Genomic DNA, 14,233 nt, shown 5'->3' with positions numbered 1-14,233 from the left:
ATGATGCTTCCACGAATAGGACAAACAATAAGACTAAACTTCACGAGTTCCTCAGAAGAAACGGAGCTGCAAACTTTCAAAAGCCGTGTGGCTGATTTGAAGGATGATGTAGCTTCCATCGAGTTGCCAACCAGCGAAAACACTGGACGGACTGGAGTATTTCAACCGGGGACAGAATGCTTGGTTTGGTATGTTGGCGAGGATGGCTCACGTTATGAATTCCGCTCTGCGATTGTCGGCAGGCAAAACAATCACATTCCTGTTCTGCTTTTGCAACTGCCGGCCAAAGAGGAGATTGTGCGCACACAGCGACGAAACTACTTGAGAATTGACACCACGGTAGACATCGCAGTCAAACTGGATGATCCGATTCGACGCTATCATTTTCTGGCACGAACGCTGGATATCAGCGGTGGTGGGCTGTCTTTTAGTTGTGAGGAAAGCTATCATTTGAAGGAAAAAGACAACTTGCACGTCTGGATTTCTCTTCCAAACAAAAATGGACAGGTTCAACATGCTTTTGTGGAGATGGAAATCGTCAGACAAAAACCAGCGGAAGAAAAAGGTTTGCACCAATGGATTTCGGGGAAGTTCACCCAAATCAGTGAGCAAGATCGGGCAAAAGTGGTTAGAGCGTGTTATGAGAGACAGCTAGAGCTTCGCAAAAAAGGCGTTGTGGATTGACGCTTCATCAGAGGAAGTGACCCTATTGACCAGCCAGTACAACGATCGTTTTTGCAGCTTTTCCAAACGGGTAGAAAAAGGCATCATGATTGGAATTGTCGTATGTGCGATTGTACTGACTATAGGCGAAGTTCTCATTCAGTACGTACCCGCAAGACTAGTATTAATTGAAACAGAGCGTTTGGAAGGCGTGTCCAGAGAGCCCTAAAGGTTTGCGCATGCTTCCATACTATGGTACTATTATAGATAACATAGAAAACGGTCTTGAATCGTTTTTCATCACACAAAGAATGGGAAAGGGCTTCGACAGAAGCTTTTCTTGTTTTATTCCCATCCGAACTAACGTACATAGCAGGTGAGAAGTAATGAACATTGCCATTGATGGACCAGCGGGAGCAGGCAAAAGCACTGTCGCACAAAAAGTAGCGGGACAACTGGAATACGTGTACATTGACACGGGTGCCATGTATCGTGCCCTTGCTTGGGCAGTCCACCATCATCAGCTCCCTATCAACGATGAGTCTGCAGTTTCCGAACTTTTGCAAAAAAACAAGATTCAACTGGTTCGGGAAAACGGACAGCAACATGTATACTGGAATGAAATCGATGTCACAAGCTGGATACGTTCCACAGAAGTGAGCCAGTACGCCTCCATTGTAGCGAGCTACGGTTCTGTACGTGAACAAATGCTTGTGCTCCAGCGACGATTGGCGACTCAAGGCAATGTCGTGATGGACGGCAGAGATATCGGTACTCATGTTTTGCCTGATGCAGATGTAAAGATATTTCTGACAGCCTCCATCCAAGAACGTGCAGAACGCCGCTGGAAGGAACTACTCGCAAAAGGTACCCAGACAGACTTGGCTGAGCTGGGAAAAGAAATCGAAGAGCGAGATCGACGGGACATGCAGAGAGAAGTCGCACCGTTGCGCCAGGCGGAAGATGCCGTTTTGGTAGATACAACAGGAATGACCATTGATCAAGTGGTCGATCGCATCTTGCAAATCTGCGAGCGAACGGGAGAGTCAACCCATTGAGTTACTATCGTTTATTCAGAGGTTTTTTTCGCATAATTTTTTCGCTTGTATTTCGTTGGCAAGTGATCGGGCGTGAACATATACCTAAGGAAGGCCCAGTGATCCTTTGTGCCAACCACATTTCTTTGTGGGACCCACCCCTTCTCGGGAGTGGTATCGAGCGTCAGGTTCATTTCATGGCCAAAGAAGAGCTTTTCAAAATTCCAGTCATATCCTTTCTCATTACCAAATTCGGTGCATTTCCGGTCAAACGGGGTGCAGGAGATCGTGCGGCTATTCGCACGACTCTCAAATTGCTGGAAGATGGAAAAATCTTTGGAATCTTTCCTGAGGGAACCCGCAGCAAAACGGGGGAACCAGGGGAGGCGATGCCGGGTGTGGCGATGTTCGCTCTCAAGTCAGAAGCCGCGGTCATTCCGGTAGCGATTATCGGGCCATATCGACCGTTTCGTTCCATTAAGATCGTTTACGGTAAACCGATCGATCTGACTCGTCTGCGCGAGGCCAAATCAAGTGCTGACACGTTGAAGGAAACGAGCGATCTGATTATGGAGCACATCAAGCAATTACGGAACCAGCATCTCTCTTAGCAAACGGTATAGAATTGCTAAAGGGACGAATACTAAATCTGCTGGAACTTACTGGCTTCATCAGTACTAACTGCCAGCCATCAGGCGACAGTTAAAAATATACATGCTCCCGCTTCATGTAGTGAGGTTGTACACAACCTGTACATAGACGTTTGGGACTGGATGGTATTAAGGAGGTCTTTTGAATGATGGAAGAAACGAACGTAAGCTTGACGGATGCAACAACCATTTCCGTAGGAGATGTCGTAAAAGCAACCGTAACAAAAGTTGAGGACAAACAAGCGCTTGTAGATCTAGGCTACAAGTACGATGGTCTGATTCCTATCAGCGAACTGTCTCCACTGCATGTTGAAAAGGTATCTGATGTAGTAGCGGTTGGTGATACTTTCGAAGTGAGAGTCATCAAGCTAAACGACGAGAAAGAAGAGCTCGTTGTTTCCAAGAAAGCCGTAGCGATGGAATCCTCTTGGTCAGATCTTGAGCAAAAAATGCAAGCGGGTGAAATCATCGAAGCGACTGTGAAAGAAGTAGTGAAGGGCGGACTAGTTGTTGATGTAGGCGTTCGCGGCTTCATTCCGGCTTCCATGGTTGAGCGTCATTTCGTTGAAGATTTCTCCGATTACAAAGGCAAAACATTGGCTTTGAAAGTAGTAGAAATGGATAAGGAAAAAAATAAAGTTATCCTGTCCCACAAAGCGGTATTGGAAGACGAAGTAAAAGTGCAAAAGCAATCCATTATGGATAAAATCCAAGTGGGTCAAGTATTGGAAGGAACGGTTCAGCGCATGACCGATTTTGGCGTTTTCGTGGATATCGGTGGTGTTGATGGATTGGTTCACGTATCTGAACTTGCTTGGAACCGTGTAGATAAGCCGTCCGATGTCGTGAAGGAAGGCGACAAGGTACAAGTGAAGGTCCTCAAAATTGACCGTGAAAACGAGCGCATTGGCCTTAGCATTAAGGAAACGCAAGCAGGTCCATGGGCGAACGTTGCAGAAGATTTCAAAGCGGGTTCTATTTTGAATGGAACGGTAAAACGTTTGGTATCCTTCGGTGCATTTATTGAGCTGGCTCCTGGAATCGAAGGCCTCGTACACATCTCCCAAATTGCAAATCGCCGTGTGAATACACCGAGTGAGGTGTTGAAAGAGGGCCAAGAAGTACAGGTGAAAGTTTTGGATGTTGTTCCACAAGAACAGCGCATTAGCCTCAGTATCCGTGCAGTAGAAGAAGACCGTGTGGAGCAGGCAGAACGTGCGAGCAAGCGTGAACAGCAACAATTCACGCAAGAAAACAACCAACCAATGGGCGTGACATTGGGCGAGTTGTTCGGTGATCTGAAAGACAAGTTCAAGTAAGATAAAAAGTAGGATTCATGGGGATACGCTCTGGCGTATCCCTTTTTTCTGGGAGTGAAAGTCTAGGAGGGGTACAATGGATCGTCGTTCGATTAGAAAACTGGACCATATTCGAAATGCTCTTGTCACTGGGGAAGACGGTGCGAATAGCTTTGATGATGTTAGCTTTGTTCCGAATAGCTTGCCGAATACAGCGTTTGCTGAAACCTCACTGGACACAGAGATCGCATCCTTGCGACTCTCCTCACCGATTATGATTAATGCGATGACGGGTGGGGCTGGTGGGACTACGCAGATCAATCAAAAACTGGCGATCATTGCGAGGGAACGCAATCTGGCTATGGCTGTTGGCTCACAAATGGCCGCTCTGCGTGATCCAGATGTTACGGATAGCTATCGGATTGTCAGAAGGGAACATCCACAGGGGATCTTGTTTGCAAATGTTGGGGCAGAGGCGACAGTGGAGCAGGCAAGAGCAGCAGTGGAGATGATAGAAGCGAACGGACTGCAAATCCATCTGAATGTTATGCAAGAACTGTTGATGCCTGAGGGAGATCGTGATTTTCGCGGCTATCTCGAGCGGATTCAAGCGATTAGGGAGAGCCTGGATGTGCCGGTTATTGTCAAAGAAGTCGGTTTTGGCATGGCGAAAGAATCAATCGAGAAGCTCATAGAAATCGGGATCAGAACAATCGATGTGGGTGGAAGAGGCGGAACAAATTTTGCTCAAGTCGAAAATATGCGAAATGAACATCCTCATGCCATGTTTGAGGATTGGGGATTCACGACGGTGGAGAGCTTGCTGGAAGCGAATGCTGTCGGTCATCCGGGAATGTCGTACATAGCAACAGGCGGTGTTCGTCATGGACTCGATGTAGTCAAAGTCGCTTCTTTAGGCGCGTCCGCTGTCGGGATGGCGGGGGCAATGCTGCGTCTGGTTCAACGCGAATCGCTGGAAGAATGCTTGTCTACCATCGACAGATGGCATCATCAAATTCGAGTGGCGATGACGGCACTCGGAATGAAAGTTCTGGCAGACGCGGTTTGTACTCCTGTTATGATCACGGGAGAAACAGCGGAGAGAGCTAGGCTTCGTCACATGCAATTGGAGAGACTGGCACAACGTTAGTTAGTGGACGAGCATTCGATTCATGAAATTTCCTTGGTTGAGGCATACTTTTGGGGAGACAACCATCATTTTGAGGAGATGAACATGAACGAGGGAACCGTTGCGATCCTCATCCAGTGGTCTTTGCTGTGTCTGGTCTGGATGGGAAGCTTTGACTTGCAGCTGCGAAACATGAAGATGGAACGCAGACGAGTGCTCGCAGTGATCAGTGCGTTTTTAATGTGTACGTTTGTTAACTGGGAAATCTATTTTGCCCCCATTCAAGTTAGTCTAAGTGGAACGATATTGCCACTGATCGCAAGCATTGTCCTTTACACCAAGCTCATGTCCAAAATACGCAGATTGTACTTGCTGAGTGCGCTGGCAACGGCCCTTTTGCTATTTTGGCTGCGCTGGCTGTTTTTTACCGATCCGATCTTGCTGTTTTGGGATGAGAGGATCATTGTACCTGCTGTTGGAGTCAGTACGATTTTTTTGATGAGCAGAACGAATCTGGGACAGCTGTTTCAGCTCACGCTCGCCATGCCACTCGCAGATGCGATACATTCGCTATATTTTTGGAAATTGTCGGGTTCCTGTCATTGGGGATCGGAGTATGCGCAAGATCTGCTGTGGAGTGGCATATCACTATGGGCTCTCGTCAGCATAGTCTGGTCTGCGATTCGTCGTATCCTTGGTAGAACAGAAACAGAGTCTTCCCATTCCGATACGGGCAGGTGACGCTAGGGTGTTCAAGGAATTGCTAGCTTATGAATATGTTTTTCCTTTAGTTCTGGGCTTCCTATTCGGGATTATGTGCCGGATTCATCTTTTGCGAACAGATTATCGACAATATCCAACCTATCCCCACGGAAAAATTATTCACGTTTCACTTGGGGTGATCGCATCCGCGCTCGGAGCGATAGCGATTCCCGCCCTGCTCAAGGAGAACTACACGGCAGTCACATTTTTGACGGTGGCTGCTCAGCAATTCCGCGATGTCAGGAACATGGAACGCACTACGCTCACGGCGATCGATAAGCAGGAGCTGGTGCCCCGTGGTGGTCCCTATATCGAAGGAATCGCAATGGTGTTTGAAGGACGCAATTACATGGTCATGTTTACGTCTTTGGTGACAACGACGGCTACCATCCTTTTTCATTGGTGGGGGGGTGTCATTGCAGGTGTAATTGCCTTGATAATCTCTCGCAAGCTGCGTTCTGGAAAAACACTGTCGCTGATTGCAGAGATCGAGCCGGGCGAAGTGAGAATGGAAGGAAGAGACTTGTATGTCAACGACATTTACATCATGAACATCGGTCTGGCAGATGCCCAAGAGATTATACGTGAGCAAGGTGTGGGTTTTATTTTGACACCGAGGGATGCCAATGCCAAGGTCACGATTGCCCACCCAGGACAGCGGCAAGCGATTCTGCACGATGTGGCGACGCAGCTCGGTGTATATACAGATACGGGAGAGCCATCGCTAACACCGCTGGTAAAACGTGATATACAGTCAGGGAGACTGGGTGTATTTTTATTGCCGCAAGAAAAAGATGTGGAACGCGCAACGTCCGTCATTCGTGCTGTCCCGATTCTCGAAAGCGTCTTCCGAATGCCAACGAAGACTAGAATCGTGAAAAAGGAGCTGTAGGTCATGACAGGATTAATCTTGGCGGTGATTACGACAAACAAAGATAGGATTGCGGGTGGGGTGCCGATTTTTATCGAGTCTACTACAGAGAAGATGCAGCAAACAGCTTTCACTTTGGAAAAGATACTGGACGCGATGGTGCATGAAGTGAGCGACGATACCCTTATCATTGTTCGGCATAAGTAGTGTATGGTATGATTAGCTAGTCAAAACGTAAAATGAGAGAGAGTGTTGTTAATTATGGGATTACCAGTGGTAGCCATTGTGGGGAGACCCAACGTGGGGAAGTCCACGATTTTTAACAGATTGATTGGCCAACGAGTCGCGATCGTGGAGGATATGCCGGGAGTAACCCGTGACCGCCTGTACGGGAAAGGTGAATGGCTAACTCATACTTTCCATGTGATTGATACCGGTGGGATTGAGTTTGGTGAGACCGACGAGATTCTTACACAGATGCGTTATCAGGCAGAGCTCGCGATTGATGAAGCAGATGTCATCATTATGATTGCAGATAGCCGCACAGGTGTGACAGATGCGGACGTTGAACTGTCACGGATGCTGAATCGGACAGGAAAACCTGTCGTACTCGCGGTGAACAAAGCGGATAATCCGGAAATGCGTGCGGATATTTACGACTTTTATTCCTTGGGCTTGGGCGAGCCATTCCCTGTCTCAGGTAGCCATGGTCTTGGCTTGGGCGATATGCTGGAAGACGTGGTTCAGCATTTCCCTGCTGAGGATGACGAAGAGAAAAGAGACGATGTCATTCGTGTATCCATCATCGGTCGTCCAAACGTCGGGAAGTCTTCCTTGACGAATGCGCTTCTCGGTGAAGAGCGAGTCATTGTGAGTGATGTTGCCGGAACAACCCGTGATGCGATCGATACGCCGTTTGAACGCGATGGACAAAGCTACATTCTCGTGGATACGGCCGGTATGCGCAAGCGCGGTAAGGTGTATGAAACAACGGAAAAATATAGTGTAATGCGCGCGATGCGTTCCATTGAAGATTCGGATGTTGTTCTTGTTGTCATTGACGGTGAAGAGGGCATAATCGAGCAGGACAAAAAGATCGCAGGTTATGCACATGAGGCTGGTCGTGGTGTAATCATTATCGTCAACAAATGGGATGCTGTCGAAAAAGATGACAAAACGATGCAACGCTTCACTGAGTTGATCCGCGAAGAGTTCAAATATCTGCATTACGCACCGATCATGTATGTTTCTGCGAAATCAAAACAACGTGTTCACACGATTCTTCCAAAGGTCAATGAGGTTTCTCAAGCACATGCGATGCGAGTTCCTACCTCTGTCCTTAATGATTTGGTAACGGATGCGACAATTCGTACCCCACCACCGTCTGATCGTGGAAAGCGCTTGAAAATCAACTATACGACTCAAGCGACGGTGAAACCACCGACGTTCATTCTGTTTGTTAACGATCCAGAACTGATGCACTTCTCCTATGAACGTTACATAGAGAACAAAATCCGCGAAGCATTTGTGTTTGAAGGCACGCCAGTACGAATCTGGACGCGGAAAAAAACGTAGGGAGAGAAAAACGCCATGGTGTTATTATCCTGGGTGCTTAGCTATTTAATCGGTTCTATTAGCTTTAGCTATCTTATCGCCAAAAAAGTCGCAGGAATTGACATACGTTCTCATGGCAGCGGAAATGCCGGTGCAACTAATACCCTCCGGGTGTTAGGAAAAGGCCCCGGCATTGCCGTTCTCCTTCTTGATGCAGTAAAAGGAATAGCTGCGATGGGACTGACTCACCTGATGACAGGGGACCCGGCAGCGTATGCAGTGGCAGGCTTGTTTGTTATCGCTGGTCACAATTGGCCGATCTTTTTTGGATTCCGCGGAGGGAAAGGCATTGCGACCACTCTAGGTGTCGTGTTAGGTTATTCTCCCTTGGCATTTTTGATCGCTGCCGTGTTGGCTGTCTTAGTCATTGCAATCACTCGCTTTGTTTCATTAGGATCATTGGTTATCGTAACGGTTATTCCATTTACCCTGTACTTGTTGGACAAACCAGTTTCCTTTATTTGGGCGAGCTTGGCGATCGCAATCTTTGCTTACATTCGTCATTATAATAATATCCGCAATCTTCTTTCAGGAAACGAACGGAGACTAGGAGATAAGTCCAACCGGAAGCTGGGATAATGTACGAACGGACATGAGAAAAGTGGAGGGGGACGTATTGATTCAAAATGTTACGGTGATTGGGGCCGGAAGCTGGGGAACGGCACTTGCTACAGTCTTGGCGGACAACGGGCATCAGGTTACGCTTTGGGTACGGGATACCAAGCTGGCAGAAGAAATAAACAGCAAACATGTGAATGAAAAGTACCTGCCGGGAGAAACGCTTTCAGCAAACATTGTGGCGACAACCAACATTCAAGAGGCGGTAATTGGCAAACGTATTGTTCTTCTCGTTGTTCCTTCCCATGCCATGCGCCAAATTTGTCAGCAAGTGGCGCCGTACTTAGAACCGGATGTACTTTTGATTCATGCGACAAAAGGCTTTGAACTGGAAAGTCTGAAGCGAATGTCAGAAGTCATTGCGGAAGAGGTGCCAGGCGAGATTGCGTCCAGATTGGCTGTGCTGTCAGGACCGAGCCATGCCGAGGAGGTAGTCAAACGGCAACCAACGACAATTGTGATGGCGTCTGAATCGGAAGAAAGCATGCTGCGATCTCAGGATTTGCTGATGAATACGAATTTTCGTGTGTATACAAACCCAGATTTGATTGGCGCTGAGATCGCCGGAGCGTTGAAGAACATCATTGCACTTGGTGCAGGGATGTCTGATGGCTTAGGATATGGAGACAACGCTAAGGCAGCACTGTTGACCCGTGGCTTGGCGGAAATTAGCCGTCTGGGTATTAAGCTCGGTGCGAAGCCACTTACGTTTTCTGGTCTGGCTGGTGTTGGCGATTTGATTGCCACATGTACGAGTAAACACAGCCGAAACTGGCGTGCAGGCTATTTGCTCGGACAAGGAAAAAAACTCGATGACGTACTGGCACAGATGGGTATGGTCGTCGAAGGCGTTCGCACGACAAATGCAGCCTTTTCCTTATCGCAACGTGAGCAAGTGGAAATGCCAATCACTTCTGTTCTGTATGGTATGCTGTTTGAAGGAAAAGAAGCTCGTCAAGGCGTGGAAGAACTGATGGGGCGTGGAAAAACCTTTGAAATGGCGTACCTCAATCCCGAAGCGGAATAAGTCATGAATGAAGTATCACCGATTTAGGCTTCTGCACATACGATAGGGTGAAAGCCCATGTGCAGGAGGAGATACTAAATGAATAATATGTCGAAACGACTTTTTGAGCGCTTGCAAGGGAAAGCAACGGAAAATGTCGATGAAGAAAAGCTTCGCTCACTAGCCGGTCAAGTCAAGCGCAGTGACTTTGAAGACGAGACCAAGCTGCGTCAAATCATTCGCACGCTCGCTACGCTTAGTGGCAAGCAATTAACTCCTGAAAAGGAAGATAAGGTCATTGAAATGTTTCGCAATCAGGAAATCAATCTGGGTGACATGTCCACCTTGACCAAGCTGCTCAAATAAGAGAAATGGGCGATTATGCCCGTTACCTGCAACAAAAACCGTCATACAGTAAGACTAGGAACAATCATGGCTCTACAGGGACATGGCTGACCTACAGATTGCAAGAAAAAAAGAGGGATCTTATCCCTCTTTTTTTCGTTCCTTGGAGGTGCTGCTTACCTGTGTAATCAGGTTCTGGACCAAAGGGGATTGCAGGAGACCCAGTAATTGCCCGATATCTATATTGGCCAAAAGGTTGCCTAAGCCGCCTGATTCCTGTGGTGCTGCTTCTGCTGCTTTTTGTGGTTCTGGAGCAGCTTTGCGTTTGCCTGTAGCAGCAGCAGGCTTTTCGGCAACGACCTCAGGCTCAGGCGTGCGTTTTCCGAGGTTCTCCATCATCTCCATCGCCCCATACAACGAATCCATCGTGTCTTCTACCTGCCGAATCGTGCTGCCGATCCCTTTGATGTTATGGCGCATTTTTGTAACAGAGGTGCGCAAATCAACTGTGGGCAGGATTTTTTTTGGTGAAATGGAAAGGGAGACATTTTCGACTTGGTCGCTTAATTTTTTGCTGGGTATAGGCGCGTATGGATTCCGCCATTTTCGATTATTTACTTTATTACTCAACGTTTCATCCCTCCAATGGGCGAATTCATCACGATAGTCTATGCGAATGTCTAGTTTTAGGTTCGCAAGCGTCAGACGAAGAGGGGGATTTATGGTATAATAAAGCAAAAAATGCAAAGGATGCTGCAGTCCCGATGTATATTGATCCTATGACAAAGATGAACATTTCCTTAATCGCCATTGGGCTCATGTTCGTCTGCAATTTAGTTATGATCTTTGCCAGAAAAATAACCAATGGGTTTTTGCGGTTCCTTGTGAAGACCGTCGCATTCTTACTATTACTCGTCGTGCTTATCATGATTTTGATTGTGATTTTTGTCTAGGGAGGTTTATCGATGTCAACGATCACACTACTTACTCGTGCAGGCAGTCATGAAGTCTCGATCGAGTTGAATCAATCCATTGTTGCTCTTGCAAAAAAGAACAACATTGTGTGGGGCCATGCATGCCAAAGAGGGGTATGTGCACAATGTCGTACACATGTTGTGGAAGGGGCAGAGCATTTAAACGAAGTGACACCAGAAGAAAAACTGCGATTGCGCAAGGCTGAACGCGCAGAAGGCTACAGATTGGGCTGCCAGACGAAGATTGTTTCATCAGGAACAGTCAAGGTAGCTCATCGGCCGTACTAGCAAAGGAAGTGACAATATGGGGAAAGTAACCTTTCTCCCGAGCAAGAAGAGTGTGAAGGCGCGGACAGGGCAAACCTTGGTCAGTGTAGCTTCTTCAGCTCGCGTCGTAATCCCGCAGAGATGCGGTGGACACGCATCTTGCCTGATGTGCCGCGTGATCGTTGAGAATGGCCTGCTATGCCCGCCAACGGCACTGGAAAAGCGCAAGCTGCCTGAAAAGGATCTGGCGAATGGGATTCGTTTGGCCTGTCAGGCAAAAACGACGGAAAAGGATTGTACGGTCAGGATTCCAGAAAGCAAGCTGAAATCAGTGGTAGCGGCTGTACTCGAGCGACAACGCAATGAAAATGAAGATGGAATGTAAGAGGTGTATACATAAGATGTGGCAATCGTGGCGAAAATCGTTCAAGCTTGTGATCAGCTTGACGATTCTGTCTTCCCTTTTATCTGGATGCTTGTATCCGGATGAGCGCAGAGCAGAGAATCAAATTCCTAGTACCTTTTTTGTAGAAGCAACACAAAAAGCGATTGAGCAATTCCAAAAAGACACAGCAGTGTTGCCAATCGTAACGAAACCCCTCGATACTCCTATTTTTGAAAAATACGAGATTGATTTCCGCAAGATGATCCCTAAATACATGCCGGATGTACCTGGGAACGCATTTGAAAAAGGCGGCGTATACAAGTACGTGCTGATTGACGTGGATACAAAGCCGACAGTGAAGCTCATTCATTTGACCGCTGTCAGTACAGTAGCGGATGTACAGAGCGAAGTAGACCGTTACAAGGGACATTTCGAAAAGCTGCCTGTACTCGCTGATCTGGGGAATGGATACTATTCCATCGATCATGAGCGGCTCGGGTTAAATGCATGGCAGGTGCCGTCCACGATGGGGACTTACTTATTGCCACTGGTCATGAATGCTGAAGGACAAGTCGGGATTGATTATGCTACGGATATCGCGCAATTGCTTCGGGATACAAAAGTAACCGTGCCGGCAAAAACAGACCCGAGATACGTGCTGGCGCGCAATTCCATGTTCGTGCCCGCGAAATCGTTTCCCTATGAAATGGTCGATGGTGAACCGAAGCTTCTCAAACTAAATTAACTTTACGGAAAACGACTCTGATCAGGGTCGTTTTTTTTTGTTCTAGTTAACGCAAAAATACATATATTTGTACTGTCCACAAAACTAGTACGAGATTCCCTACGAAAATACTGGCGGTCAGGGATAATTCGGAAAATCGGTCATAGTGTAAAAATAGACAAATAGAAGGAGGTCATCGATGGTGGAACGAGTCGACATCTTTAAAGACATTGCCGAACGGACGGGCGGAGACATCTACCTCGGAGTGGTAGGCCCTGTTCGTACGGGAAAGTCGACCTTTATCAAGCGGTTTATGGAGCAAGTTGTCATCCCGAATATCAACTCGGAAGCGGAGCGGATACGAGCGACAGACGAGTTGCCGCAGAGCGCATCAGGACGAACAATCATGACAACCGAACCCAAATTTGTTCCGAATCAGGCTGTTAACGTACATGTAACAGAAGGACTCAGCATCAATGTCCGCCTCGTTGACTGCGTTGGCTATACGGTGCAAGGGGCTAAGGGCTTTGAAGACGACAATGGCCCAAGAATGGTAAATACCCCTTGGTATGAAGAGCCTGTACCGTTTGAGGAAGCGGCCGAAGTCGGGACACGCAAGGTTATCCAGGAACACTCAACCATCGGGATCGTTGTGACAACGGATGGCAGCATCGCGGAAATACCGCGTGTAGGATACATCGATGCAGAGGAGCGAGTTGTAAACGAGCTGAAGGAAGTCGGAAAACCGTTCGTGATCGTTGTAAACTCGACGCGTCCGCGCTCCGACGAAGCACAAAACCTTCGTGTGCAGCTCCAGGAAAAATACGATGTACCAGTCGTGGCCTTGTCGGTTGATCATATGACAGAGCAGGAAATCTTGCTCCTTATGAGAGAAGTCCTTTTTGAATTCCCAGTTCATGAAGTAAATGTAAATCTGCCGAGCTGGGTAATGGTGCTGGAAAACGGGCACTGGCTACGTCAGAACTACGAGGAAGCTGTACGTGAGACCGTGCAGGACATCCGCCGGTTACGCGATGTGGACCGTGTCGTCGGCTTCTTCAATGACTATGACTTCGTAGAGAAAGCTTCCCTTGCTGGTATGCATATGGGGCAAGGAATCGCGGAGATTGACCTCTACGCGCCAGATGAGCTGTATGATCGCATCTTGATGGAAATTGTCGGTGTAGAGATAAATGGCAAGGATCACTTGCTGAAAATCATGCAGGAATTCGCACATGCCAAGCGCGAGTTTGATCAGGTAGCGGAAGCATTGCACATGGTCCGAAGTACGGGCTACGGTATAGCAGCCCCGTCGTTGCATGAAATGACCTTGGACGAACCTGAACTAATCCGCCAGGGACCGCGCTTTGGAGTCAGACTCAAAGCAACTGCACCGTCTATTCACATGATTCGGGTGGATGTTGAGTCTGAATTCGCTCCGATTATCGGAACAGAGAAGCAGAGTGAGGAACTTGTCCGCTATCTGATGCAAGATTTTGACAAAGACCCGCTTTCTATCTGGAACTCCGATATTTTTGGACGCTCGCTCCATTCCATCGTAAGAGAGGGTATTCAGGGAAAAATTACCATGATGCCAGACAACGCCAGATACAAATTACAGGAAACATTGGGTCGAATCATCAACGAGGGATCGGGTGGCCTGATAGCGATCATACTCTAATAAATAGTTCCAAAGTCCTATAAACAACAAATATAGGGAAGGCATCTGATATGACGAGATGCCTTTTTTTCTTGTATTTCGTTCAATTTCGACAGGAGGGGCTTGAATTTAAGAAATCGGTGTATTACTATAAGCTTGTCAGATCGGTAAAAACAACCATTCGTGTATAAAACGCTTCGTTTCGGTTAAGAAAAATAATAGCTAGGACT

19 protein-coding genes are annotated in these 14,233 nt (G+C 47.5%); 18 read left to right on the top strand and 1 reads right to left on the bottom strand.

Translation table 11 applies throughout. The features are described from left to right. The 13 genes from HP399_RS18465 (at window position 1) to HP399_RS18405 (ending at window position 10,014) form a co-directional block, all read left to right on the top strand. Window positions 1-684 carry a flagellar brake protein gene (locus HP399_RS18465; protein WP_173617952.1) on the top strand — a complete coding sequence of 228 codons (684 nt, stop codon included), beginning with the start codon at window positions 1-3 and terminating at the stop codon, window positions 682-684. 25 nt (window positions 685-709) lie between these two features. Further along, entirely contained in the window at window positions 710-892 is a 183-nt protein-coding gene (locus HP399_RS18460; protein ID WP_173617951.1) for a hypothetical protein, read from the top strand. 157 nt (window positions 893-1,049) lie between these two features. Continuing rightward, window positions 1,050-1,721 (top strand): (d)CMP kinase, encoded by a 672-nt coding sequence (gene cmk, locus HP399_RS18455; protein WP_173617950.1) that lies wholly within the window; start codon window positions 1,050-1,052, stop codon window positions 1,719-1,721. Next, the gene (locus HP399_RS18450) at window positions 1,718-2,311 is read left to right on the top strand and encodes a lysophospholipid acyltransferase family protein (RefSeq protein WP_173617949.1); all 594 of its coding nucleotides are present in this window, start codon (window positions 1,718-1,720) and stop codon (window positions 2,309-2,311) included. The genes cmk and HP399_RS18450 overlap by 4 nt, the downstream gene beginning before the upstream one ends. A 185-nt stretch (window positions 2,312-2,496) precedes the next feature. After that, window positions 2,497-3,669 carry a 30S ribosomal protein S1 gene (gene rpsA / locus HP399_RS18445; protein WP_173617948.1) on the top strand — a complete coding sequence of 391 codons (1,173 nt, stop codon included), beginning with the start codon at window positions 2,497-2,499 and terminating at the stop codon, window positions 3,667-3,669. Window positions 3,670-3,745: 76 nt separating this feature from the next. Further along, the gene (gene fni / locus HP399_RS18440) at window positions 3,746-4,798 is read left to right on the top strand and encodes a type 2 isopentenyl-diphosphate Delta-isomerase (protein ID WP_173617947.1); all 1,053 of its coding nucleotides are present in this window, start codon (window positions 3,746-3,748) and stop codon (window positions 4,796-4,798) included. An 84-nt stretch (window positions 4,799-4,882) separates the two neighbouring features. Further along, window positions 4,883-5,518, top strand: coding sequence for a YphA family membrane protein (locus HP399_RS18435; RefSeq protein WP_173617946.1), 636 nt, complete (start codon window positions 4,883-4,885; stop codon window positions 5,516-5,518). A 7-nt stretch (window positions 5,519-5,525) separates the two neighbouring features. Continuing rightward, window positions 5,526-6,431, top strand: coding sequence for a YIEGIA family protein (locus HP399_RS18430; protein WP_173617945.1), 906 nt, complete (start codon window positions 5,526-5,528; stop codon window positions 6,429-6,431). Between the two features lie 3 nt (window positions 6,432-6,434). Beyond that, window positions 6,435-6,617, top strand: a complete 183-nt coding sequence (locus HP399_RS18425) for a capping complex subunit for YIEGIA (RefSeq protein WP_144616063.1) — start codon at window positions 6,435-6,437, stop codon at window positions 6,615-6,617. Between the two features lie 54 nt (window positions 6,618-6,671). Next, window positions 6,672-7,985: a ribosome biogenesis GTPase Der gene (der, locus tag HP399_RS18420; RefSeq protein ID WP_173617944.1), complete on the top strand. Its 1,314-nt coding sequence runs from the start codon at window positions 6,672-6,674 to the stop codon at window positions 7,983-7,985. Window positions 7,986-8,000: 15 nt separating this feature from the next. Then, window positions 8,001-8,603: a glycerol-3-phosphate 1-O-acyltransferase PlsY gene (gene plsY, locus HP399_RS18415; protein WP_173617943.1), complete on the top strand. Its 603-nt coding sequence runs from the start codon at window positions 8,001-8,003 to the stop codon at window positions 8,601-8,603. Between the two features lie 13 nt (window positions 8,604-8,616). Then, window positions 8,617-9,669 (top strand): NAD(P)H-dependent glycerol-3-phosphate dehydrogenase, encoded by a 1,053-nt coding sequence (locus HP399_RS18410; protein ID WP_217367558.1) that lies wholly within the window; start codon window positions 8,617-8,619, stop codon window positions 9,667-9,669. A gap of 78 nt (window positions 9,670-9,747) precedes the next feature. After that, the gene (locus HP399_RS18405) at window positions 9,748-10,014 is read left to right on the top strand and encodes a stage VI sporulation protein F (protein WP_007716506.1); all 267 of its coding nucleotides are present in this window, start codon (window positions 9,748-9,750) and stop codon (window positions 10,012-10,014) included. Window positions 10,015-10,134: 120 nt separating this feature from the next. Here HP399_RS18405 and HP399_RS18400 read toward each other — a convergent pair whose 3' ends face one another. Then, window positions 10,135-10,623, bottom strand: coding sequence for a hypothetical protein (locus HP399_RS18400; protein WP_173617942.1), 489 nt, complete (start codon window positions 10,621-10,623; stop codon window positions 10,135-10,137). Between HP399_RS18400 and HP399_RS31175 the strand changes: the two genes are divergently transcribed. The 5 genes from HP399_RS31175 (at window position 10,584) to spoIVA (ending at window position 14,024) form a co-directional block, all read left to right on the top strand. Beyond that, entirely contained in the window at window positions 10,584-10,946 is a 363-nt protein-coding gene (locus HP399_RS31175) for a DUF2768 domain-containing protein (RefSeq protein ID WP_370642519.1), read from the top strand. The genes HP399_RS18400 and HP399_RS31175 overlap by 40 nt on opposite strands. Before the next feature lie 12 nt (window positions 10,947-10,958). Continuing rightward, entirely contained in the window at window positions 10,959-11,255 is a 297-nt protein-coding gene (locus HP399_RS18390; RefSeq protein WP_173617940.1) for a 2Fe-2S iron-sulfur cluster-binding protein, read from the top strand. A 16-nt stretch (window positions 11,256-11,271) separates the two neighbouring features. Further along, window positions 11,272-11,619, top strand: a complete 348-nt coding sequence (locus tag HP399_RS18385; protein WP_173617939.1) for a 2Fe-2S iron-sulfur cluster-binding protein — start codon at window positions 11,272-11,274, stop codon at window positions 11,617-11,619. Between the two features lie 16 nt (window positions 11,620-11,635). Further along, window positions 11,636-12,364, top strand: a complete 729-nt coding sequence (locus HP399_RS18380; RefSeq protein WP_173617938.1) for a hypothetical protein — start codon at window positions 11,636-11,638, stop codon at window positions 12,362-12,364. A gap of 181 nt (window positions 12,365-12,545) precedes the next feature. Continuing rightward, a complete protein-coding gene (spoIVA, locus tag HP399_RS18375) occupies window positions 12,546-14,024 on the top strand; it encodes a stage IV sporulation protein A (RefSeq protein WP_106837772.1) in 1,479 nt (492 codons plus the stop codon). Window positions 14,025-14,233: the final 209 nt, after the last annotated feature.

The sequence above is a fragment of the Brevibacillus sp. DP1.3A genome, assembly GCF_013284245.2.
Taxonomy (GTDB): Bacteria; Bacillota; Bacilli; order Brevibacillales; family Brevibacillaceae; genus Brevibacillus.
The sequence above is the reverse complement of the archived record's forward strand: the minus strand, read 5'-3'. Positions and strand labels throughout refer to the sequence as shown.